Source organism: Paraburkholderia lebeckiae (genome assembly GCF_050436325.1).
In the GTDB taxonomy this organism is placed as follows: Bacteria; Pseudomonadota; Gammaproteobacteria; order Burkholderiales; family Burkholderiaceae; genus Paraburkholderia; species Paraburkholderia tuberum.
This window is the reverse complement of sequence record NZ_JBNDLZ010000001.1, coordinates 427,372-450,252: the sequence shown is the minus strand read 5'-3', so window position 1 is coordinate 450,252 and position 22,881 is coordinate 427,372. Positions and strand designations below refer to the sequence as shown.

24 protein-coding genes and 2 pseudogenes are annotated in these 22,881 nt (G+C 58.4%); 17 read left to right on the top strand and 9 right to left on the bottom strand.

The features are described 5' to 3' along the window. Window positions 1-89: 89 nt before the first annotated feature. Window positions 90-1,442: a trypsin-like peptidase domain-containing protein gene (locus OKW44_RS02230; protein ID WP_280783383.1), complete on the bottom strand. Its 1,353-nt coding sequence runs from the start codon at window positions 1,440-1,442 to the stop codon at window positions 90-92. Between the two features lie 710 nt (window positions 1,443-2,152). Here OKW44_RS02230 and OKW44_RS02225 point away from each other — a divergent pair. The 3 genes from OKW44_RS02225 to OKW44_RS02215 all read left to right on the top strand — a co-directional run bounded on the left by OKW44_RS02225 (window position 2,153) and on the right by OKW44_RS02215 (window position 3,340). Further along, complete coding sequence (locus tag OKW44_RS02225; RefSeq protein WP_429409437.1) at window positions 2,153-2,260, top strand: BBE domain-containing protein; 108 nt, start codon at window positions 2,153-2,155, stop codon at window positions 2,258-2,260. A gap of 543 nt (window positions 2,261-2,803) precedes the next feature. Then, window positions 2,804-3,058 (top strand): hypothetical protein, encoded by a 255-nt coding sequence (locus OKW44_RS02220; protein WP_018420610.1) that lies wholly within the window; start codon window positions 2,804-2,806, stop codon window positions 3,056-3,058. A 27-nt stretch (window positions 3,059-3,085) separates the two neighbouring features. Further along, window positions 3,086-3,340: a hypothetical protein gene (locus tag OKW44_RS02215; protein ID WP_018420611.1), complete on the top strand. Its 255-nt coding sequence runs from the start codon at window positions 3,086-3,088 to the stop codon at window positions 3,338-3,340. Between the two features lie 60 nt (window positions 3,341-3,400). On the opposite strand, the pseudogene OKW44_RS02210 reads toward OKW44_RS02215, so the two are convergent. From OKW44_RS02210 to OKW44_RS02200, 3 genes and pseudogenes are all read right to left on the bottom strand, one after another. Further along, a pseudogene (locus OKW44_RS02210) lies at window positions 3,401-3,505 on the bottom strand (IS6 family transposase); the annotation flags it as partial. Window positions 3,506-3,622: 117 nt separating this feature from the next. Beyond that, a complete protein-coding gene (locus tag OKW44_RS02205) occupies window positions 3,623-4,132 on the bottom strand; it encodes a hypothetical protein (protein WP_018420612.1) in 510 nt (169 codons plus the stop codon). Beyond that, window positions 4,129-4,683, bottom strand: a complete 555-nt coding sequence (locus tag OKW44_RS02200) for a hypothetical protein (protein WP_018420613.1) — start codon at window positions 4,681-4,683, stop codon at window positions 4,129-4,131. The genes OKW44_RS02205 and OKW44_RS02200 overlap by 4 nt, the downstream gene beginning before the upstream one ends. Before the next feature lie 598 nt (window positions 4,684-5,281). On the opposite strand from OKW44_RS02200, the gene OKW44_RS02195 reads away from it, so the two are divergent. The 4 genes from OKW44_RS02195 to OKW44_RS02180 all read left to right on the top strand — a co-directional run bounded on the left by OKW44_RS02195 (window position 5,282) and on the right by OKW44_RS02180 (window position 8,167). Next, window positions 5,282-5,515 carry a hypothetical protein gene (locus OKW44_RS02195; RefSeq protein ID WP_018420614.1) on the top strand — a complete coding sequence of 78 codons (234 nt, stop codon included), beginning with the start codon at window positions 5,282-5,284 and terminating at the stop codon, window positions 5,513-5,515. Window positions 5,516-6,698: 1,183 nt separating this feature from the next. Next, window positions 6,699-6,893, top strand: coding sequence for a Sec-independent protein translocase subunit TatA (locus tag OKW44_RS02190; RefSeq protein WP_084754071.1), 195 nt, complete (start codon window positions 6,699-6,701; stop codon window positions 6,891-6,893). A gap of 128 nt (window positions 6,894-7,021) precedes the next feature. Beyond that, window positions 7,022-7,438, top strand: a complete 417-nt coding sequence (locus tag OKW44_RS02185; protein ID WP_018420616.1) for a hypothetical protein — start codon at window positions 7,022-7,024, stop codon at window positions 7,436-7,438. 369 nt (window positions 7,439-7,807) lie between these two features. Beyond that, window positions 7,808-8,167: a hypothetical protein gene (locus tag OKW44_RS02180; protein ID WP_018420617.1), complete on the top strand. Its 360-nt coding sequence runs from the start codon at window positions 7,808-7,810 to the stop codon at window positions 8,165-8,167. 839 nt (window positions 8,168-9,006) lie between these two features. Here OKW44_RS02180 and OKW44_RS02175 read toward each other — a convergent pair. The 5 genes and pseudogenes from OKW44_RS02175 to OKW44_RS02155 all read right to left on the bottom strand — a co-directional run. Next, window positions 9,007-9,333: pseudogene (locus OKW44_RS02175) on the bottom strand (DDE-type integrase/transposase/recombinase); the annotation flags it as partial. A 327-nt stretch (window positions 9,334-9,660) separates the two neighbouring features. Then, entirely contained in the window at window positions 9,661-10,986 is a 1,326-nt protein-coding gene (locus OKW44_RS02170) for an MFS transporter (protein ID WP_018420619.1), read from the bottom strand. A gap of 27 nt (window positions 10,987-11,013) precedes the next feature. After that, window positions 11,014-11,766 carry a cytochrome b561 domain-containing protein gene (locus OKW44_RS02165; RefSeq protein WP_239499098.1) on the bottom strand — a complete coding sequence of 251 codons (753 nt, stop codon included), beginning with the start codon at window positions 11,764-11,766 and terminating at the stop codon, window positions 11,014-11,016. Between the two features lie 305 nt (window positions 11,767-12,071). Further along, window positions 12,072-13,019 (bottom strand): 2-hydroxyacid dehydrogenase, encoded by a 948-nt coding sequence (locus OKW44_RS02160; RefSeq protein WP_018420621.1) that lies wholly within the window; start codon window positions 13,017-13,019, stop codon window positions 12,072-12,074. Window positions 13,020-13,030: 11 nt separating this feature from the next. Beyond that, the gene (locus tag OKW44_RS02155) at window positions 13,031-13,798 is read right to left on the bottom strand and encodes a glucose 1-dehydrogenase (RefSeq protein ID WP_026225829.1); all 768 of its coding nucleotides are present in this window, start codon (window positions 13,796-13,798) and stop codon (window positions 13,031-13,033) included. 489 nt (window positions 13,799-14,287) lie between these two features. Here OKW44_RS02155 and OKW44_RS02150 point away from each other — a divergent pair, with 489 nt between their 5' ends. The 10 genes from OKW44_RS02150 to OKW44_RS02105 all read left to right on the top strand — a co-directional run bounded on the left by OKW44_RS02150 (window position 14,288) and on the right by OKW44_RS02105 (window position 22,871). Beyond that, window positions 14,288-14,998: a cyclase family protein gene (locus tag OKW44_RS02150; protein WP_204357118.1), complete on the top strand. Its 711-nt coding sequence runs from the start codon at window positions 14,288-14,290 to the stop codon at window positions 14,996-14,998. 58 nt (window positions 14,999-15,056) lie between these two features. Next, complete coding sequence (locus OKW44_RS02145; protein WP_018420624.1) at window positions 15,057-16,100, top strand: L-idonate 5-dehydrogenase; 1,044 nt, start codon at window positions 15,057-15,059, stop codon at window positions 16,098-16,100. A gap of 11 nt (window positions 16,101-16,111) precedes the next feature. Continuing rightward, complete coding sequence (locus OKW44_RS02140) at window positions 16,112-16,453, top strand: hypothetical protein (RefSeq protein ID WP_018420625.1); 342 nt, start codon at window positions 16,112-16,114, stop codon at window positions 16,451-16,453. 2 nt (window positions 16,454-16,455) lie between these two features. Further along, entirely contained in the window at window positions 16,456-17,361 is a 906-nt protein-coding gene (locus tag OKW44_RS02135) for an SMP-30/gluconolactonase/LRE family protein (protein WP_018420626.1), read from the top strand. Then, complete coding sequence (locus OKW44_RS02130) at window positions 17,358-18,455, top strand: LacI family DNA-binding transcriptional regulator (protein WP_113061921.1); 1,098 nt, start codon at window positions 17,358-17,360, stop codon at window positions 18,453-18,455. The genes OKW44_RS02135 and OKW44_RS02130 overlap by 4 nt, the downstream gene beginning before the upstream one ends. After that, a complete protein-coding gene (locus OKW44_RS02125; RefSeq protein WP_018420628.1) occupies window positions 18,452-19,330 on the top strand; it encodes an NAD(P)-dependent oxidoreductase in 879 nt (292 codons plus the stop codon). The genes OKW44_RS02130 and OKW44_RS02125 overlap by 4 nt, the downstream gene beginning before the upstream one ends. After that, window positions 19,327-19,884 (top strand): gluconokinase, encoded by a 558-nt coding sequence (locus OKW44_RS02120; RefSeq protein ID WP_084754072.1) that lies wholly within the window; start codon window positions 19,327-19,329, stop codon window positions 19,882-19,884. The genes OKW44_RS02125 and OKW44_RS02120 overlap by 4 nt, the downstream gene beginning before the upstream one ends. Before the next feature lie 299 nt (window positions 19,885-20,183). Continuing rightward, the gene (locus tag OKW44_RS02115; RefSeq protein ID WP_018420629.1) at window positions 20,184-20,954 is read left to right on the top strand and encodes an SDR family NAD(P)-dependent oxidoreductase; all 771 of its coding nucleotides are present in this window, start codon (window positions 20,184-20,186) and stop codon (window positions 20,952-20,954) included. Between the two features lie 101 nt (window positions 20,955-21,055). Then, window positions 21,056-21,742 (top strand): nuclear transport factor 2 family protein, encoded by a 687-nt coding sequence (locus tag OKW44_RS02110; RefSeq protein WP_018420630.1) that lies wholly within the window; start codon window positions 21,056-21,058, stop codon window positions 21,740-21,742. Window positions 21,743-22,043: 301 nt separating this feature from the next. After that, window positions 22,044-22,871 carry a p-hydroxycinnamoyl CoA hydratase/lyase gene (locus OKW44_RS02105; RefSeq protein ID WP_026225831.1) on the top strand — a complete coding sequence of 276 codons (828 nt, stop codon included), beginning with the start codon at window positions 22,044-22,046 and terminating at the stop codon, window positions 22,869-22,871. Window positions 22,872-22,881: the final 10 nt, after the last annotated feature.

Genomic DNA, 22,881 nt, shown 5'->3' with positions numbered 1-22,881 from the left:
CTCACCCGGGGCGTTAGCGACATGTGTTCACCGCGTCGGCATGCGAGGCGGGAATCGTGTATCGATTAGCCGCTCTCGCACTCCGGTTTTTATTTGAGGTCGACCGTGACGAAGCTTCGTGCGTGATTGCGCTGGATCAGCAACGCTGCCTTCTTGCCAGCCCTTGCCGCAAGCGACGCCAGTTCATCCTGGGACGCGACCAGCGTGCCGTTCAACGACAGCACGACATCGCCCGGCTTGATGCCGGCAGCGGCCGCTGTCCCCGACACGTCATCGACCATCAGACCTTGAGGAAGGTCCATGCTGCGCCGCTCCTGGTCGGTCAAAGAATGCATCGTGAGGCCAAGATGATCGAGCGCGTGAAACTGCCGCGAGCCTGCGTCAGAGCTTGGGCCTGCAACCCCGCCCGCACCTGCGTTCGCCTGTTGCGACGCTGGCCCGACATTCACCATCACCGTCATCGGCTTGTGATCGCGGATCAGCTTCAGTGGGACTTTCGTTCCGGTCTGCAACGCCGGGTTCTGTCCGGTCAGATCGGCCGCGTGGTCGATGGGCTTGTCGGCGAGTTGGACGATCACGTCGCCCGTTTTCAGATGGCTCGCCGCCGCCGAACTGCCTGGATCGACCGACGTCACCAGCGCACCCGCCGCGCGCGGCAGGCCGAATGCGCTCGCCAGATTCGTATCGACGTCCTCTACCTGAATGCCCAGATTGCTGCCTACACTGTTTTGCGCGCTTTGCTGGCTCTGCTGGGCTTCCTCACCTTGCAACTGCGAGCGCACCCTGTTCGCCATATTGATCGGGATCGCGAACGTCAGGCTCTGCAAGCGATCGCTATCGGCATACACCTGAACGTCGATGCCGACCACTTCACCCGCGCGGTTGAATACGGGGCCGCCCGAGTTGTCGGGGTTCAGCGACACGTCCGTCTGAAAGAACGGAAAGGTGCTGCCATCGGCGAGCGTGCGCGACGTCGCGCTGACGATGCCCGCCGTGACCGTGTTCTGATAGCTGTCTGGCGAACCGATCGTCAGCACCTGCTCGCCCACGCGCACGCGCGCCGAATCGCCGAGCTTGACGGTAGGCAGTTCCGTCGCGTCGATCTGGATCACGGCGATGTCGCTTTGCGTATCGACGACCACGATTTTTGCCTTGAACTCCCGCCGGTCGGTCAGACGCACGGTCACGTCATCCGACTGATCGACGACATGCGCCGTCGTCAGAATGAGACCGTTCGGGGTCACGATGAAGCCCGATCCGACGCCGGACATCGCGCGCGGCGTAGCGCCCTGGCCGTCTTGCGATTGTGGCAAGGCCTGCTTGAAGAACGAGAAGATGGGATCGTCACCGCCGACCGCTTCGGCGCTGGGACCGGAAGCGGGCGTCGCGCTCGCGGTCGCGCTCGCGGGCGCATTCACCGGCACTGTCGCGCGGATATTCACAACCGCTGGCCCATAGCGCTCGACGACCGCCGGAAAGTCGATTGGTGCGGCCGTGCTGGCGGTTGCAGCGCTCTTTTCCCTCGCTGGCGCGGTGGTTGGCGCCGATGGCGGCGCTGATGCAGGAGCCACTCCCGAAGCGGCTGCCAGAGAAGTGGCGACTGCGGCTGCGTCCGCACACGAACAACCGGTCAGACATGCCGTTGTCACGGCGGCGCAAAACCAGAGGCTAGACAGGGTTGAGTGGGTCGATTGGCTAAGGTTAAGCACAGCGCACCTCCATTATGCCTTGCACTGTGAAGAAACTATTTCGCGCGTGAGATAGCGCCGACTGTTCCCAGTGCCCAGTGCGCCCGCGCGTAGGATGCGATCGACCCGTTATATGGTCTTTGATGGATCGAACCAAGACGGAGAGTATGATCCCCCAGCTCGAGATTCGACTGCCGCATGTTCGCCAGCAATAGACAACCCGGACGCCAACGGTTGGCTCTCTCTTCCCTTTTATTTATAGGGAAGCGGCGAGCAAATTGCAGCGAGTACAAATCCTGGCGCGCGTCAAAGGGTTGTCGTCGGCGCGCGTTTCATGCGGCGGTGCGAAAAGCGCCGACGATCCATTCCTGCGCATGGGTAAAGCGCGTCGTCGCCGGCCGCTTCTGACTGGTCGGCCCCGCGCTCGCCGCTGATGCGCAGTACCCTTTGTCGATGACAAGGCGCTGAGAGCGCGCTACGGCGAGAACTACACGCGCCTTGCCTCGATCAAGCCGAAGTACGATCCCAACAACCTGTTGCGAGTCAACCAGAACATTAAACCGAAAGCGTGAAATCTACGCGCGCGGCCTCGCGCGCCCGCGCTGCGTGGTGGTGTTCAGCGCGAACACGCTGCCGACATTGCCGTCGTCGTTGCTGGGTGACTTGCTTGTGTCGCGCACGTTTGAAGAGCGTCCACGTCGCGCCGAACCTGATCAGCGCGACGCGTGAATCAAATCGGGGCTAACCGAACTCCGCGGGGTTCACGTTCCCCGCACTCGAGGTTCATGGACCTCTTCGGTGCGTGCAAGCTACGCTAAACAGTTCGCGAAAGTCCGCTTCGGAGCGATCCTAAGCTGGTACCTCGATGTCCGTTCCTGGCCCGGGTACGGACGAACCCAATCGCCCCCGTCGGCGATCAAGTGACGCCAGTGCACCGTTGCCGAGCGGCCCGGTCAACGTAATTGTGCGGCGCGCTGACCGTGCCTTTGCAACCTATACGGAAGGGCGTAACCTCGTATGAACGGAGGCAGCCGCGCTATGCCGAGCGACGAGCCCAGATCTTCGTCGCTACGTAGCCACCTTCCCTTAAGGCTTAAGGTGCGGAAGAGGTCGTCATGCCTGATACCGAGGTGTACAAATTTCAATACGCGCGTCGACAGGGACTGCAGCGTACCTATGATGTAGTTCTGAATATTTGTCGGCTCGAATCCGGCGTATGTTCTTACGCGGCATGGGTCCATTTCGCCGGCGCATTCAAAGGGAACGGACTGATTTTCCCACTGATTGCAAAAACTACGGAGGAAGCGGCGGTTGAAGCGCGAGGACGTATTGAAAACGACATCGAAGACCTCGCCGGCATCGCTGAATAACCTTGCATTTGTTGTCTGGAGTTGGCCATGGAAGAGCAACAGGTGCACCGGGGCTACATTATCACGGTCAGCGCGCGAGAGGACTACGACGGCGGGTCGACTGTTACGTTGCTGGTGGAGCAGCTGTCGCGGCGTGGCGAAATCGACCGCAAGGGCGGCCGCATACCTGAGCCGGAGCACTACCGCTCATTGCTCAGCGTAGCGGCCGCAGTCAGCGACGCGATAGACCTCGCCAGGCGCGCGATCGATGCCCAGATTGGCGGATCTCCGCGCGAACATTAGCCTCGTACCCGTCCACCCGTTGCCGGGCAAGCGGCGGCAGGCGCCGTATCCTCGAGCAGACCACCACACGCACATCAAAATCACATCAAGTGGACAGTGCAGTCGCTTCAGCACCTGGGCGACGCCAGGGGCAACGTCCTGCGCGGTCTTCGTCGTCCTGGCCATCGGGGTCGTCAGCATTTTCCGGCCACCGGACCTTACCTTAACGCCTTGTTGCGACAGAGCGATCCGTAATACCAGCCGTATTCGACGTGGCGATTGCGCGCGCATTCCGGCTGGACTTTACTGCAAGGTGCCCCATCGCCCGACCGCCGGCTCGGCCGAAGCCCACTTCCAACCGTCCTGATCCTTACAGATCGAAGCGACGAACCAGTCAGCGGGCGCACCGGGCTTCTCGCCAGCAATGACCGAAAATGCAAACTCGCGACAGGTCGCCAGCGCGCTGTCGAACTCGCGCAGCACGCGGACCTCGCCGTGACCATTTTCGAGCGGCAGCACGTGTTTGACCCGCCACGGCTTCGTTTCGCCGACCGGCAATTCACCCGCGGTGGCCGCGATCGCCATCTGCTGGTCGCCGTGCAGCGACTTCATCACGCGCCTGACGGCTTCGTCGGCGGCGGCCTGCACCGCGATGCCCACGCCGATGCCGATGGCAGGATTGCTGGTGACGGCGCCCGTCGATACCGCGGCGACCGCACCGGCCACCGCGCCGATCGACGCGCAGCCACTCATCATTACCGTCAAGCTCGCCACAACGCCGGCCGCAAGCATCGCATCAAGGCGGTGCTTCATTGCAGCGCACCCCAGCGTGCCGTGGCCGGTTCCGCCGAGGCCCATTTCCAGTCATCGCCATCACGGCACACCGCAGCGACGTAGAACGAACTGGTCGCGGGCTGATCCTTCTTCGCATCGGTATCGACGGAAAAGACAATTTCCTTGCAGTCGAGCATGCCGGTACTGATCACCCGGCTTACAGTCACGCGGCCTTGTTCGTCTGGCTCGATCGGTACGCTGTGCCTGGTGAACCAGGGTGCCACGGCGCCGACCGCGAGCGGTCCCGCCGCGGTCGCAATCTGCGCCTGCGTATACGCGTGCATCACGCGTTCCGAGTACTGCACGCCGGCTCGGGCAGCGGCCACTGCGCCGAGGCCGATGCCGGTGGCAACGGCCGCGTTGTTGGTCACCGTGCCGGCGATGGCCGCCCCGGCGATACCGGCACCCGCAGTGGCGCCTTCACTGTAAAGTGAACTGCAGCCAGTCAGACCCGTACTGACGGCTGCCAACGCGAGACAGGTCGCCAGCGCGACAACGTTCAGGCAATGCCGCCAATTCGCGCTCTGCATGATCCTTTTCCTCGCTCCGGATGGCTTGTCCCGATCGATGCAGTAGCCGATTGCGCGAAAGCTGGCAGACGCATCGCAAGAGCGGCGCATTCCACATTTTGACGCGAGTGGATTGGTGAAACCAGCGAAATTCGCAGGAGCGGCGCGCAGCGGTGATTTGCGGGATGGCGCGCGATGCCTGCTGGCTCACACCGCCTGACTGTCCAAGCTCGATGTCCCTTTCCAGGGCGACAATCAAGATTGTCGAGTCCTCAGGCACAGCCGGTGCGTGCTGTCTGTCGAATCTCATTGAGGGTGCGCCACTTGATGAACACCATCGGGCATTTGCCGCCCGTCCCCTTGCGCGAAACAACGCCACCGGGAACTGGATCACCGCGACGCGTTCTTTTATTTGCGCCGACTGACTGTCAAGCAAGACAACGCGCGCCTGGTCGATACGTTCCATAAGGTCGAGTTCCGGCCGGTTGACCGAAAGGGTGGACCGAAGTTCGCATATGTCGCGGCATCATCGCGGTGATCGATTCGATCGCTAAAACCACGTTGACACCCTGTCAGCGACGTCCCGGCCGTTGTATGCTTAGCCCGAATAGGAGAGGCCATGACTCAAAAGGCGCGAGAGCTTTACAGGAGCGCGAACGGAGACCGTTGGTCGCTCGTCCACGAATACGACTCTGGCCGGATTTTCGTCCGACATGAGCCAAACCTCTCGTCAGGTGGCCGGCCGTCCGACATCTCAATTGGCGACTTCCTTGTTCGAAATGGCAAAGGTCCGGAGCATACCGAACTGCTGCGCCTGATCGGGACATTGGTGGAGACGCCAGCCGATAACTAGCGCTTACCGAGGACGAGGCGCTCTCGAATGGCGATTCGCGGCCATGCGTCAAGAAGTCGTCCATTAGGCAGTCTTCAGATCGTGAGATAACCTGTGTGCGGAAGCTAACGCCGAATCTATGAACGTGGTTGCACGCCTCCCGCCATAGTCCAGCGCTTCACGCAGACATGAACGCCACCGGCTCCTGGAAGCTTGCGATGGTGTCTGCCCGCAGCGCCTCCATTCGAATGGACCATCCCACTGTGCAACGGCGTTCTGTTCCGTTAAACGACGCACACTCTCGGCCACCGTGAGCAAAATGCCGAATCCGCATACGGCAAACAGAAGCAAAAGCGGGTCAGCATAGTCTTCCTCTCTTTTGCACCAGTTGTAGAAACGCTGCCGAAACGGCCATTCCCGAAGCGCACATTGGCGCAGCGAGGAGCTCTCGCGCCTCGCCTCCCTGGCGTCCCTGTCGTAGCGCATGCCCTGAAACGTGGCCTGCCTTAGCTCACTCGCGCGCGCCCATTCGGGAAGCGCCACCTCCGCGATCACCATATGGGCTGTCTGCGGGCTCGCGCGACGGCGGACGTGTCTCGGAAAGTCCGGGCGCCCGTGATCAGCAGCCTTTAACTGCATGAGTGAGGCGACAACTTGCTTGACGCGCCGCAACGCGACGAACACGATTGCGCTCGAATGTCCGTTGCCAAGACGCAGCCGTTCGCGCAGCCGACGTTCGAATGTCCGCGGGAATGCGAGGACCAATGACTGCATATGTCCGACAGTATGGGTTCAGTATCCAACCGCGTAAGCCGACGGTCGGATGCACTCGGTCGGGCAGTGGCTGTTTTGCGGCCTCGTAGCCCACCGAGTGCATCCGGCCATGTTGCGTCATTCGCGCGCACCGTTTCCGAGCGGCGAATCTCAAAGATTTAGCCAGCGAAATGGCGCTCTAAAAGTCTGTAGTTGCTAGATCACTTTCTATAGGCAGGAATACCGGGTAGCAATTACCGGGATGAGAAGAACTCTTTTGGTCTATCGCTCCGTCCTGACTCGAAACGGGGTCGCATAAGCTATTGATTTTTTTGGAAGAATGCCGGCGGAGGCGTGGTTCCTGTGACCGTGGTTGAGCTTACGGGTCATCGAGTAAATATTGCGCGTCCCGTTTTCAGTTCGACGTTTCTTCTCGTTTTAGAGGTGTGTAATATGGGTAGTCTCAGTATTGGCCATTGTTGCTCTTGTTTTCGGTACCAAAAAGCTTCGGACAGCCGGTGCGGACCTTGGCGGTGCCGTTAAGTCCTTCAAGAAAGGTATGGGCGATTCGGCAGCACCGGCCACCGACGCAAGTGCGATTCCGGCGACAATCGATGTCCACGCGAAAGATGTGATCGCGAGATAAGCAGGAAAAAGGGCGCACGGGTCGCTCTACTATCAACCCCGTCGCATGACTCCCATAATTGAAACTGCCCCGGCAACTTATGGTGAGCAGAAGTCGTTAGCGCCTGACTCGGCAGGAGAGAGACGCCTGTGGATGTATCGTTCCTCATTGACCCGATTCACAAAACCGTCACTAGCGCGCAGGATGGCTATTCCCGTGCGGGTGAACTTATCGGCACAGATTTGACGGATATTGCAACGCTGTGGGGCGACGCTGCCGACTCGGATACCTCGGTCCAGGTGATCGTCGCGGACGACAGCCTTCTGAACAACACTATCCGGCGAGGATTTTTCAAGGTTACGCTCGAGCTCGAGAACGTAAGGCTGGAACGGGTGTTTGCTGGAAAAGCAGTACTCAACGCGTATGGCAGCCCGCGTGCCGACATCAAAGAGCAAGTCAAAACGCTCAAGGCCATCCGCGAGCGCGTCAGCTTTATCGGCGCTGAAGACGCGTTTCATTGGTTCGAGGAAAACACTGGCGGCTCACCATTTTCATTGGAGGACTAAAGCGAGTCTGCGCTCGGCCCGAGACTTGGAGGCCCTTGTTTTATTAGGTATCCTGAAGAAGAGAACGTTTTCAGCGGATCGCGCGGATGTGTGCGAAAAAGTCAGCGTGGCCCATGACACAATTCCGTTTCCTTGCAAACTTCGCAGCGGAGTTCCGCAAGCCAATGTAGCTTCGTCATCAATAGCGGTCGTCGAGTTGTGTTGGACTCGAACGTCAGGAACGGATCGAATTGAGCCGGACATGTCGGAGCGGGTTCGGCCATGTCTAGTCATTAGGCTCGATCACGAACAACAGCGCGCTAGATGTTCACTGTGCCGTAGACGCGGACCAGGCAAAGGGAGGCCGCGCACCCGGCGGACAGTGATGAGATGAACGCGGTTTGGTTTGGCGTTGTACAGCAGTTCGACTGGCAGCATACGCTAAGGGTTGTCTTCCCTTCGAGTGTGATCAGCTCAATCGTGACGGTCGCCTGGAATTCCCACAGGGATTGGCGCGACTATCGTCGGGAACGTCGCGTTGTTGCGCTGGAGGTGGCGTACTCGCTGGAAAAATACGCCCGCACCTGCCGCGCCATGATGCACAAGGCGGATTGGGCATCGGACGAGGCGATTCGCACGAATAGCAGTCAGCCGGTGCATGAGGTTGATGTGCCCGATTTCACGTATCCCACGGTCGAATGGAAATGGCTACATCCAAAAATGAGGTGCTTTCTACGAGACGGGCGCTAACACTGGCGCGCTTGATACGACGGAAGCATGGCGCAGCACAGTGGAATTCTGACACGGGAGACGGTACTCTTAAACGGGAGCTCGATGAACGCTTTGCCGCGAGCGAAAGCCGTCGCTAACCCACGTGACACATGAGAGATTAACGTAGCGTAATTTCAGGCGTGCCTGTCGCCACAAGCCCGACCGGCACGACTTCCCCTAAATCCGCGTGCCGAGCCCGCTCATGAAGACGCGCGAGTATATGAGGCATGCAAATTGCACCAATTCCAATAGCCGGTCGAAGTGCAACAGGCCCGCACGTCGCGTGCATTCCGTTCACCGAAAGCCGGGGTTACAGCCAGGCCAGGAGGAATCTGCGATGAAACTAACTGCGAGACATCTTGTAATTGCGGCGTCGGTCGTGCTGCTGGCTATGGGCGCATCTGGATGCAAGCGGGCGGACAACAGTAGCGAGACGAGCGGCGCGGCGGCGGGCAGTAGCGGCACGATGGCTAATCCCGCAGCGACCGGAGCGATGGGCGCAAGCGGTCCGGCGGCAGCATCGGGCGCCAAGTAACCGAAAACACGATAGCCCGCACATGGTGCCCGCAAGTGAGCGGGCATCAAATTGATGGAGGAAGCCAGCAGGAGTGAGACCTCAGGAACATCGCAGCTCCCAATGAGGCTGTACTGAGGAAATTCATCATGGAGTCTACGGTCCACTATCAGGTCAATATCTGCGGTGGGGATCTCCAGCACGTCAGGGACTGTTTCAACGACTGGAAGCGCCAACCGCTTGTTTATCGGGCTGTGGTGCAAACTGGGTAGGCGGGCGAGAAATCGCCCATGCTTCGGAGACCTCAACGAGCTGAAAGAAGCGCCATCCAAATCGAGGGCGAAGTGGTATTTTTGAGGTGCATGCTGGTGAGATCGAACTGGCCTTTGCGAATGCGATGCATCAGTTCGATGCCGGAGAGGATAACGGCGGCGCTGTGGAACCGCTTGAACCCGAGCATCACGTTCACCCGCGATTTGATGTGGCGGTGATCCTGCTCAATGAGGTTATTCAGGCACTTCGAGGATCGCAATTTCGTTCGCCTGGGTAGCGACTCGTCGGTCTTCATCTCGCGGACCGCCCGATGAGATGCCGCGTAGCCGTCCAGCGTAATCGTCTGAGGCGCGCGTCCCAGTTCGAGTCCGTCGAGGACTGAATTAATAACGATCTGATCTTGCAGGCGAAATGTACCAAGACCGAAGGAAGGAATGCTGGTCATTTGTGCTCCTACATGTGGACAATATGGTCCTTACAGACCTTTATCGAGTGGGAACGCTTGATTATGCGGCCGGTTGTCGTTGCAGACATGGCACACTATGGTCGGGGTTGTTGCACGGCGTTGTGGCTGAGTTCGATGGAACGACAGGTTCGTGACAGGGCAGTCGGACTGTGTCGGGCCGATTGCTCGTCGTCACGGTGGTTCGACGGAGGTCTGAGACCTCCGCCGAGCCAATTTTCCTCAAAGCTCACGCATCGTCGGGGTAGCGGGGGCCTGAGCTCCTTTCGTATTTTCGCCAACGCGCTTGTGCAATCCGTGATGACGGCCATAAAGATAAAGGAGAACGCCGGCGGCCGTTGCTGTCAGGACGACGCAGACAAGACCGGATTCGTAATGGCCCGTCATGTCCTTCAGCCAACCCATCAAAGTCGGAGCGGTGATGCCGGCCACTCCGCCCATACCATTGATCACCGCAATGCCCATCGCAGCGATAGCGCCATTGAGCATCCGATTCGGTAGCGTCCAGAAGATTGGCAGAAAGGCAAAAATCCCTCCAAGCGTCAGACAGAGACCGATCAAGCCTGACACAGCGTTGCTGGTGACCAGATAAAGGACGCTGCCGAGCAACGCGACACCGAGGGCGGCGAGTGCATGATAAAGGCGCTCGCCGGTTCGATCGGAACTTCTGCCCCAAAGAAGCATCAGCACACCTCCAGTTGCGAAGGGAGCACTCGCGAGCATCGAGGCAACGGGCCCGCTAACACCAAAAGTCTGAATGATTTTCGGCAGAAAGAAGATCAGGCCGAACGGCAGGCAGGAGGCACCGAAGAAGATGAGCGCAAACACAATGACTCGGGGATCGACTAGTGCTGCCATCGAAAACGTCACCTCCGACTGTGCGCCGTGTTCTGATTCCAATTTTGCTGCGAGCCAGTCGCGTTCGTCGTTCGTGAGCCACGGCGCTTCTTCGATACGAGCCGGGAGTACCCAAATCACGAACAGGGCGAGAACCGAGGCGGGTAGTCCCTCAACGATGAAGACCCACTGCCAACCTGCAAGGCCGAGTACCCCATTCATTTCGAGCAACCAGCCCGAAATCTGTCCGCCGAGAGTCGCGGAAATGGGGTTGCAGACGAGGAGGAGGCTCAGTACTCTCCCCCGATACTGCTCGGGGAACCAGTTCCCGGCGATGTAGAGGATACCGGGGATGAAGCCCGCTTCGGCCGCTCCGAGCAGTAGGCGCAGGACATAAAAGCTGGTAGGTCCCCTGGTGAGTGCAAGGGAGGCACACAGAAGTCCCCATGCAAACATCGCAAGCGCAATCCACCGTTTTGCTCCGACCTTCAGGAGCATTATGTTGGCCGGTACTCCCAACAGCAGATAGGACAGGAAGAAGATCCCGGAACCAAATCCAAACTGTGTGTTCGTGAGTCCGAGGTCCCGCGTCATTTCAACGCCCGCGAAAGCGACGTTTAACTGGCTAAACGCCTGAAATACGGCGCCAATTCCCAGGACTGGAACTACGCGGCGCATTAGCTTGCGCATTGTGCTGTCTTCGATCGTCATTGCTTATCTCCTCCAAGAGCTGTCGCTCTAGTGATGTGGGTTATCTTTCGCACCTACGCGGCGCACGCCGATGCCAATTACCTTGATCTTGTTTCCAGGATGCAGCGGATCGGGGCCCCAGATAGCTTGATACGTATCGATGCAGCGCCCACTCATCTGCAAGGCACCTGCGGCGACGCCCAATAAGCACCACCACAGGAGAATGATGATCAGCATCCAGCGCGGCGCATCAGCTACGAAGAGCCCTATGACGATTGCTGACGCGGCGATAAGTAGCGCAAGGACGCCACCGAACTTGTGCACATACTCAAAAACGATCCGCCGACGGGTCATGTCATAGTGATCTCCGCGGTAGCTGCCTTCCGCCGCAAGTTCACCGGTTGGTCCGCCCTTGGTGCCTCGCAGTACGCCGGACGCAATTTGCGTCGCTGCTAGCAACATCGTGGCCCAGCCGAGCAATCCGTGAATATGAGCGATAGCGGTCGCTTGCCGGGCGTATTGGATGACAATCACGAGCGCGCAAACGGCAATAAACGTCCCGACGTATTGGAGCCGGCGATGCCAGCGCCACCAAAATTTGTTGTCGAGCTCCTCGGGCCAGACCTGTCGTGGGGTGATCTTGAAGTACCGGGCGATGAGTACTCCCAACGGTATCAAGATTCCCCACGCCAGCACCATTCCTCGTCCGTGCCAGGCAGCCCACATTGGCAGATGATGCTCGCCGGCCCCGCTTAGCGGGGCCATCAGCCAAGTGACTAGGGAAAATTCTTCAGCGCTCACGTTGCTTCCGATTTAGAGGCGTTTCCGGTCGGGTTCCAGCGGTCGAATGGCATTCAGTCCACTTGAGAAATCATCGTTCCATTTCGCGATGTGAACGGTCACATCGTAGTTTGCACACCCCCGGCATACAACCCGTGAAAACCTCTAGTCCGTTGTCTTGAGCCGTTTTTGCCTATTGCTGGATGGAATCGAAAATTTGGTCAGCGATGTGCGCGTCATATCGCCGCTCAACGCAGTGGCGCAGGCACACCGAAACGCGGCCGGCTCCGGAATCCGAAGCGACGGTGCGCTGTGCTAATGGCAGGCTACACGAGGGCAGTGAGTAGCGGTCTTTGCCCGACATAGGCCTCAAGGTTTCCGAGGACGATGTCTGCCATTCGCGTTCTGGTCTCTACGGTCGCGCTTGCAACGTGTGGGGTGAGAACAACCCCAGGATGCTTAAGCAGCGCTTCCGGAATGTTCGGCTCGTGCTCAAACACGTCGAGCGCCGCGCCAGCAATGGTCCCTGCATTGAGCGCCTCAATCAGCACCTGCTCGTCGACCAGAGAACCGCGCGCAACGTTTACGAGATAACCACTGTTACCTAGCGCCGAATACGTATCGGCTTTGATCAGATGGCGCGTCGACGCATTTGCGGAGCTCGCCAGGAGCAGAACGTCACTTGCCCGGGCGAGCGAATTGAGGTCGGCATGGAACTCGTATGGCACGTCTTTCCGCTCAATGTCCGTATAGCAAATCGGCCCAAAGGCCTTCAGACGAGAAGCGATGGCTGTTCCGATTCTGCCGAGGCCGACGATTCCGAAGCGACGCCCGGTGACCTTCCGCGCGAGCCGAACGTCTCCGTTTGGCCATTCTCCAGCGCATACGTGAGCGTGAGCTGCCGGGATTTCGCGAAGGAGGGAGATGATCAGGCCGACGGCGAGATCCGCGACATCGTCCGTTAATACATCAGGAGTATTTGTAACATGAACACCGCGTTCTTTTGCCAGGTTCAGGTCCACTTTGTCGAAGCCGACCCCATTGATAGCTACGATGCCCAACGATGGGAGTCTGAGCATCAGGTCACTGGGGCAGCCGATGTGCCCACCAGTCGCCACCGCGCGCACGCGCGCAGCATTCTCTTCCAGCCATTGGTTCTGTGCCTGATCGTCCAATTCGAACCAGCGCACGATTTGAAGATGCTTGTTCAGCCCGGCCTCGAGGTATTCAGAGAAAGGGCACAGCTGAAGCGTGAGAGTCTTGCTTTCGCTCATGTTATTCACGGTTAGATGACGGAGAGAATGCCGCCGTCGACATAGAGGGTTTGCCCGTTTACGAAGTTAGATGCGGGCGACGCAAGGAAGACGGCTGCACCGTGGAGGTCCTCAAGCTTTCCCCACCGGCGTGCAGGCGTGCGCTTCTTGAGCCATTCGTCGAAGACGGGATCTTCATACAGAGCCTTGTTCAGTGGCGTCGCGAAGTAACCAGGACCGATCGCGTTGATCTGCAGGCCGTACTGTGCCCAGTCAGCGCACATGCCTTTCGTCAGATTCTTTACCGCGCCCTTGGAGGCGGTGTATGGAGCAATGCCGGGCCGGGCAAGCTCACACTGGACGCTGCCGATGTTGATGATCTTCCCGTGCTTGCGGGCAATCATGTGCCTCGCGACCGCCTTGCTCACAAGATAGACGCTGTCGAGATTGGTGCTCATCAATTCGCGCCAATCGTTGTCGTCGAAGTCTTCAAGTGGCTTTCGGCGCTGAATACCTGCGTTGTTGACGAGAATGTCAATTGGCCCTTTTTCCTCGACTTTGTCGATGGCCTGCTTGATGCTTGCGGCGTCCGTGACGTCAAATGAAGCTGTATCGACCTGTCGTCCAAGCTCACGAAGCTGGTCGGCGGCTGTATTCAATGCTTCCACCGACCGGCCATTCAAAACCACTTGGGCGCCCGCTGCCGAGAGTGCGTCTGCGATTGCAAAGCCAATACCTCTTGATGCGCCTGTTATCAGCGCGGTCTTCCCGCTCAGATCAAAAAGTCCTTGATGTGTCACTTATATCTCTCCATGGATGCTGAAATTTCACCTTGACTCCCATGAGTGTGTTTGTATCATGTGACCGATCACATAGCAAATAGGATTTCGCAAAATGGCCGCAAATCCTTGTTGGATAGGCTTAGGGGAAAACCCGCACAGTCCTATTGCGGACTCTGAGCTACTATTATGTGCACGGTCCCATGAAATGATGTCTTGGACTTGGGGGGTGCCACGTACGCGACTTACCCCTGTGCGCGAGCCGCGCGCAGACTCTGACTGAAAGAGGTTTCGAATATGTGCAGCAATCATGGCCACGCTCCCTCGGCTGGGAGCGGCGAGGGGAAGGAAAACTGGGGGCGGTGGGGGCGCGATGACGAACGTGGCGCTGCGAACTTCGCGACGGCTGAGAAGTTGGCTGCTGCGGCTCAGTTGGTTCGCACTGGTCGCGCGTACAGTCTTGCGCTTCCGCTGCAGCCCAAGGGGCTCCCGGTTAATCCGGAGCGTGGCGTGCCAGTGCATCTGATGTCGATCGACGCTGGCGACTTCGCGGCTGGATTCGAAATCGAAGGTGGTTTTTGTACGGCTGACGACTATTTCGCCATGCATACGCAAACCGGGACGCACATTGACGGTCTTGGGCATGTTTGGTACGACGAGGCGCTTTTCAACGGGTTTCCCGCCAGTAGCGTTCGCAGTAACGGCGCTGCCAGGCTTGGGATTGAGAAACTCAAGCACCTCACGGGGCGTGGCGTGCTGCTGGATGTTGCAGGCTATTTGGGCGTCGAGCATCTTGCGCCGACCCATGTGATTACGCCCGAAGAACTTGAAATGTGTGCGAAAAGCCAAGGTACAGAAGTTGGAGAGGGCGACATTCTGCTTGTCCGTACCGGCTGGTTGGGAACGTATAGGGACGACAATCCGCGCGCCTTCTGGAGTTCCAATCCTGGTTTGGGCATCGCCGCCGGAGAATGGGTCGGTGCGAAGCGCGTAGCGGGTATCGGGATGGACAATTTCGCAGTTGAGGTTCATCCGAGTGAAACAGGCTTTATTGGCCCTGTTCACAAGCGTCTCATCCGCGACTTTGGCTGCTTTTTGATGGAACTCGTTGTGTTGGACGAGTTGGCTCACGACAAGGTCTATGAGTTCCTATTCATGGCCGCGCCTCTACCGATCACCGGCGGCACCGGTAGCCCAATCAATCCGCTTGCCCTGTGTTGATCCATTTGTATTGCGACATTCTTGACGCATCGCTAACTGAACGTGAAAGGAATTAATTATGCTTGCTGCCGTGTGCCACGGAAAGAAAGATCTCCGGATTGAGGACGTGGAAGATCGTGTGCTTGCACCGAATGAGGTGCGCGCACGAGTTGCGTTCGGGGGAATTTGCGGGTCGGATATGCACTACTTCCATCGCGGTGCGGTGGGTGACTTCGCCGTTCGTGAACCATTGACTTTGGGGCACGAAATCTCCGGGGTTGTGGTTGAAGTCGGAGCGGACGTGAAGGGGCTCAAGCCGGGCACGAAGGCGGCTCTGGATCCTAGCCGCCCTTGCCTCGAATGCGAATATTGCCGCCAGGGTCGCATGAACCTTTGTTCGAATATGTATTTTCTGGGAAGTGCCGGGCGCTTTCCTCACGTGCAAGGTGGGTTTGCACAACACCTGGTGCTGCGCGAGGACCAAATTATTCCGGTGCCCGACAACACTGATCTTCTGGCGCTCTCTTGCGCCGAACCCTTGTCCGTCGGATTGCACGCGGTCGCTCGCGCTGGGAATCTGGTCGGGAAGCGAGTGATTGTCACTGGCTCTGGCCCGATCGGGCTCTTGACCATGCGCGCCGCAAAATACGCGGGAGCTGCAGAAATCGTAGCAACCGATGTCGAGGATCCTCCTCTTGAAGTCGCCCGCACGAAAATGGGTGCAGCGCGCGCAGTGAACATTGCACAAGACCCGGAAGGTCTTCAGCAATATGAGTCAGTCGGCGGGTATTTCGATGTTGCCTTCGAAGCGTCAGGTTCACCCGCCGCGCTGGCTTCACTGTTCAGGATGGTCCGTCGCGGCGGTCGAATTGTGCAATTGGGCATGCTTCCCCCGGGCGCCACGCCTATCCCCGTGAACATGCTGCAATCGCGCGAAATTGATCTGGTGGGTGCTTTCCGGGCCAACGGAGAGTTTCGCCTCGCGGTGGATCTGATTGTGTCCGGCGCCATTGACGTTTCGCCGATTCTGTCCGGAACGTACCCATTGGCTGACGCAACGACAGCTTTCGAACTCGCAGGCGACCGCACGAAGGTCGTCAAACTTCACCTGGAACTGAACTGAAAGGCAGTAGCATGATTACGAGAACGGCAATCTTCGAAGGCAAAATCAAGGATGGTTGCGAGGAGCGATTTTTTTCTGAAATCCAGACTCGCCTTGCACCGCTTTGGAAGCAGTTTCCGAATGCAAGTAACGTTCGGTTGCTTCGGATTGAAGAGGCTGACCAGGATGCAGCGCCAATCGTGATGATCCAGCAGATCGATTACCCGTCGATGGACGCGGTGAAAGCAGCACTGGAATCGCCAATTCGCACTCAGGCGCGCGCAGTGACCCTTGATATCCTGGAAATGTTTGAGGGCCGGTTCTATCACCTGATGAGCGATGGAAATTTTGTCGCAACTGAGCCGGGAGCCTAACCGTGGAAGGCGAGTTCGAAATCATCGACCCAGTGTTTCAGCGTTATGTACTGCACAATGCGAAACTAGAGAAACTAGCAACCGGCTTTCGTTGGACGGAAGGCCCCGTATGGTTCGCCGATGCCGGTGCACTGTTGTTCAGCGACATTCCGAACAACGCGATCATGCGTTGGATTGAAGGCGTTGGAGTTTCGGTATATCGCTCGCCCTCCAACTATGCGAACGGCAACACCCGTGACCGGGAAGGTCGGCTGATCACATGTTCTCACGGGCAGCGCGCCGTAGTTCGGACCGAACACGATGGTTCGCTGACCGTCCTTTGCGACCGGTACAATGGGAAGAGACTCAACTCGCCGAACGACGTTGTGGTCAAATCGGACGGAACAGTCTGGTTCTCGGATCCGCACTACGGAATCAAGATGGACTACGAGGGCGGTCGTGCAGAGCAGGAGTTGCCCTGCAATGTCTACCGGTTTGACCCGCACACCGGACGGCTGGACGTGATGGCCGATGATTTTGGTGGACCGAATGGCCTCGCTTTCTCGCCCGATGAAAGCCGCCTTTACATTGCTGATACTGGAGCATTCCACGACGACAACGCAGAGCGCCACATCAGGGTATTTGATCTGGAGGCCGAGGGGCGACTGAAGGGCGGGAACGTATTTCATACAGTATCTCCAGGCGCGGCCGACGGTTTTCGCTGCGACGAAGATGGCAATGTCTGGACGAGTGCCGCCGATGGTGTTCACTGCGTTTCGCCTGAAGGGCGCTTGCTTGGCAAAGTACGCGTTCCCGAGATGGTCGCCAACGTAACTTTCGGGGGGCGTGCGCGCAGTCGCCTGTTTATCTGCGCGTCGACATCACTGTATTCGATTTATTTAAACCGTAGGGGCGTACAAAAGCCATGAATTCCCGGATACCTTCCCGCGAACGCGATAAGGAAGACGACTTGCAGAGGAAACGGTCAAAGCCGCCCCAGCGCGCAACCATACGTGACGTTGCACGCCTGTCCGGCGTCTCGCGGATGACGGTATCGCGCGTTTTGAGTGAGCCAGATGTGGTGCTGCCGGCAACTCGGGAGCGGGTCGCGAAAGCGATCGCCGACCTTGGGTATGTGCCTGACAGGGCGGCCGGGAGTTTGGCAAGTCGGCGCACGGGGTTCATCGCCCTAATTCTGCCGACTTTAACCAATTCGAACTTCTCAATGGTTGCACATGGCTTGACAGAGATCCTTCGCGAGCGTGATTACGATCTCCTGATCGCCTATACCGACTATGACCTCGCGGAAGAGGAGCGTCAGCTTACCAACCTGCTTGCGCGCCGCCCCGAGGCGATTGTCCTCACCGGTGCTACGCATCGGCGATCGGCAGTGCTCTCGCTGCTGCGGGCAGACGTACCGGTAGTCGAAATTGCGGACCTGCCGAATCAACCGATCGAGCACGCGGTGGGTTTTTCAAACTATGAGGTAGGACGCACCGCAGCGCGGCATCTGATTTCGAAGGGTTTCAAGCGGATCGGTGCGATCGCGAGCAAGAACGACGGCGACATCTGTGACCATCGCGGTGAAGAACGGGTTTGCGGCTTCGAAGACGAACTGCGTCTGTCCGGCCTATCAACTGACCTTGTCCTGAGGAACGGTCGGGCTCCGGTGTCGTACGAACATGGTTCGACGGCGATTGGACTATTACTTGACCGCGCCCCCGACATCGAAGCCGTGTTTGCGGTCTCGGACCTTTCCGCAGTAGGCGTCGTAATGGAATGTCAGCGACGTGGGGTTGATGTACCGGGGCAGCTCTCGGTGATGGGGTTCGGTAATTTCGACATAGGTCGCGAGATCAATCCGCCTCTCACAACGATACATGTCGATTTCCATGCGTTGGGCCAGCGCGCCGGACGCCTTCTTCTGGAGCTTGTGGCCGGGACGGGCGAAGACGCATCGGAAATTATCGACGTCGGTCTGTCGGTAGTTGAAAGAGGATCTGTTCGGGAGGCGAATGTATGAAGGTCGCAGTTATCGGTGTAGGCGTCATGGGTTCTGCCATTGCGACGCGTTTAATTCAGACAGGCGCGGAAGTGACGGTTTTCGACGCCTTTGCGGGCAAGCTTGGGCCGCTCGTTTCAATCGGTGCCACCGCAGCCGAATCTGCAGCGACAGCGACGCGTAACGCAGATTTTGTGATTACCAGTCTTAATAGCGCTGCAATCGTTGAAAAGGCTGTCTTCGGGCCCAATGGGATCGCTGCGGAGGGAAGCACCGACAAGCTTCTCATAGATATGTCGAGCATTGATGCCGGGCGTACATCTGAAATGGCCGCCCGATTGCGGGAACAGAGCGGGATGGGTTGGGTAGACGCACCCCTCTCCGGTGGTGCTCCGGCTGCTCTTCAGGGTACGCTGACACTGATGGTCGGCGGCACAGAGCAAGACGTAAAGCACGCCGAGCCCCTACTCGCTCAGTTGGCCGCGCGCTTTACGCGCTTCGGCGAGGCCGGGGCTGGTCAGACGGTCAAGTTGATCAATCAGGTACTTTGCGCGGCCGGGTTCATGGCAGTTGCAGAAGCCGTGCGGTTTGCCGAACAGCACGGAGTTGACGCTTCCAAGATTCCGGGTGCCTTAGCGGGCGGTCGCGCCGACTCGCGGATTCTTCAGGAGTTCATGGGGAAGATGGCCGTTCGGGACTTCACGCCGACGGGACGAATTGACAACATGTTGAAGGACCTGGAGACAGTTCAGGCATCAGCCATGGCAAGGCGAATCCCGATGCCAGTGACCTCCGTGATCACCGACCTCCATCGCATGTTGGTTGCCGGAGGCTTTGGTGCTGCCGACAGCGCCGAATATATGCGTCTCTTCCGTCTAGGGAAGGACGAGGTATGAGCGGGGCACTCGTTGTCATGGGAGTGAGTGGATGCGGTAAGTCCACTCTCGCGAAAGCAATCGCTGTGGCGCTTGGATGGCATTTTATCGAGGGAGACGATTGTCATCCCGCATCGAATATCGCCAAGATGCGAGCGGGTATTCCGCTCTGCGACTCCGACCGGTGGCCATTCCTCGATTCTGTAGCCGCAACGCTGCGCCGATATGTCGATGTTGGGGCCGTGGCGTCGTGTTCGGCGCTTAGGCTTTCATATCGAGATCGAATCCGTGCCGAGTGCTGTCAGGTCCGCTTCGTTCTTCCAGTGGTGTCCCCAGATAGCCTGAAGGCTAGGATGGCATCGCGCGAAGGCCACTTCATGCCTGCATCCCTGCTCGAGAGTCAGATTGCCTCACTTGAGCTTCCCACGGCCACAGAGCAGGCAATCTATGTGGATGGCACGGCGTCAACTGCCGAACAGGTGCGTCAGGCTCTGTCAGCTTTAGGTCCGAACGCTCGCGCAAAGGGTGGCACGAGCTCAGTTCCTCACCGGTCGGCAGGATCGGGCGCAGTCTAACGAATCTAGCTTCGAAGCGTTAAAAAGCCCTCCGGTGTGACCGTTCACATCTATCGCGAATGGGGGTAGTATTGATATCAGCGCTGATAATGTCGGCCTCGCAATGAGGAGACAAAGCATGTGCGACATGGCGGCAAGCGCTCAGCTCCTCACCGGCCGGCAGGGACCAGGCGTAGCCTGACGAATCTGGCGTGAAAAAACGTCAAAAAATTATGATGTGACCGTTCACATCGTCCTCAAATCCGAGTAGTATGGTCTTAGCGCTGACACGATGTCGGCGTCGCAATCAGGAGACAAGCATGAGCGAATCGGTAACGACTTCAGAAATTCATCTGGCCAAACCCCATCCGCAAGGTTCCGTCGTAGTCGTCACTGGTGCCGGAAGCGGCATCGGGCAGGCGACAGCAGTCCTCGCAGCGCGCCGAGGCTATCGAGTTGCCGCGTGGGATTTGAATCCGGACGGTATCCAGAAAACCATTGAGGCAGCAGGGGAGTTCGGTGCATCCATCACTGCAGTCAGCGGTGACGTGACGAACTCGAGTGCAATCGACGCGGCCATGAAGAAAAGCGCAGAGCTTGGGCCGCTCGTGGGGCTGGTGAATAACGCCGGACCTGTCGCAATCGGACGTGATCCGCAGTTCGCTGACACCGTGAAAGACGCCATCGGTAGCGTAGAGATGGTTACCGCGGCCTTTATGCAAAGCAATCCTGCAGAAGGCGCAGCGGTGGTCAACATCGCTTCGGTCGTTGGTCCAATCTTTGGTGGCGGGGCTGCATGGTATTGCGCGGCGAAGGCCGGCATTGTCGGCTATACAAAGTATATGGCTGCTATTCACGGCGGTCGCGTACGATTCAACTGCGTCGCCCCCGGCGGTCCAGTGCGCACCCCTCGCAATTCGAAGTTCATCGATGAAGGTGTCTTCAGCAAGCATCTTGAAAAGAATCCAATGCGCCGGCCCGGTCGGCCCGATGAGCTCGCAAGTGGGATCGTGTTTCTGCTAACGCCTGCAGCAAGCTACATCAACGGTGTTCTCCTGCCCATCGACGGTGGTCTCTCCATCGTGGAGTAAGCGTGCGCGGGGCTTGACTGCTTAAGCCCCTGCCGGCCCATAGGGCTGTATCCGCCGCGCGTCCCAGCCGGCAAGAATTCAATCCTTGAGGATGTTATCGAATGAGCGCTAACACCGTTTCCCCGAGCGAGCTTCAGGCACTCCAACACGAAATTTTTCGGTTGAATGCGGTGCGAGAAATCCAGAATTTGATGGGTGCCTATACCGTCAACCATCTTCCGAAGAACATGCATGACCACATCGAGCTGTTTGCGATGAACATGCCCGATGTGTCTGTCGAGGTCGGCGACCGTGGTGTATACGTCGGTCCTGACGCACTGCGCACATTGTTCGGCAAGCAGTTCTCGATGGACCTGAAGGGCAATATGCTCATTCATTATCTTGCCACGCCGATGATTGAGGTGGCAGCCGATGGCAAGACGGCGAAAGGCGTCTGGCGATCGCCCGGTATTGAGGCCGTGAGGTATGAAGAGGGGAAAAACCCTGTTCCTCTCTGGTCGTTCGGTTCGTATGCATGTGATTTCATTTACGTGGATGGTAAATGGAAGATTTGGCACCTCCATTGGTTCCGTGTCGTGAAGTGCACGTTTAAGGATGGTTGGGTAGACGATCTTTCAATGACCTATACCGGGAAGATGGCCGAAAGCCCCGACCTCAAACCGACGACGTATCACAATCCATATACGCCTGAAACTGTTCAGGAGTCGGTGCCGCCATGCCCGTTGCCCTATGACAGCTGGGCCGATGACGGATGGGCTGTAAAGGAACAGATTCTGGGCGAGCGCTAATTTGGCGACAGGGGCAGCGTAGCGCCGTTGCCAACGGCAGATCGCCATGTATGTCTACACGTGTCACCCGGGCCTTCAACAGATCGTGGAGAGGGGTCGGAAGAGGTGGGGATTCCCGATCTGGGCTCAGCGCCTTGTATCAGCACAGTGACCTAGGATTTCCGGCGGTTTTGCCTGAGATGCCTCACTGATAGAGTCTATGTGAACGGTCACATCGACCGGGTGGCGCTCTCAGGTGCGCTACCTGGTGGATAGATGGGAAGGCATCGGCCCAGCTTGGCCGAATTCGCGGAGAGAGATGATGAGTTACGAAGGACGCTGGAAAACAGTCAAAGTCACGGTGGAAGGCGGCATCGCATGGGTGGTCCTGAATCGCCCGGAGAAGCGCAATGCGATGAGTCCGACGCTCAATAAGGAAATGATCGACGTACTCGAGACAATCGAGCTCGATTCCGATGCGCAGGTGCTCGTGCTGACCGGCGAAGGCACGGCGTGGACCGCCGGCATGGACCTCAAGGAGTACTTTCGGGAGGTCGACGCGGGTCCCGACGTGCTGCAGGAGCGCATCCGTCGCGACGCGAGCCGTTGGCAATGGCAATTGCTACGCATGTATTCGAAGCCCACGATCGCGATGGTCAACGGCTGGTGCTTCGGTGGCGGCTTCTCGCCGCTGGTCGCGTGCGACCTCGCGATCGCTGCCGACGAAGCCGTGTTCGGCCTGTCGGAAATCAACTGGGGCATTCCTCCCGGTAACCTGGTGAGCAAGGCGATGGCTGACACGGTCGGTCATCGCGAGGCACTGCATTACATCATGACTGGCGACACGTTCACGGGCCAGCAGGCGGCGAAAATGGGCCTCGTGAACAAGAGCGTGCCTCTCGCACAGCTGCGCGAGGAGACCCTGGCACTGGCCGCGAAGCTGCTCGACAAGAACCCGGTGGTACTGCGCAATGCGAAGCACGGCTTCAAGCGCTCGCGTGAGCTTACGTGGGAGCAGAACGAAGACTACCTGTACGCGAAGCTCGACCAGGCCAACCATCGCGACCCCGAAGGCGGTCGCGAAAAAGGCCTCAAGCAGTTCCTCGATGACAAGGCCATCAAGCCGGGTCTGGAGGCGTACAAACGCTGAATGACGTCGC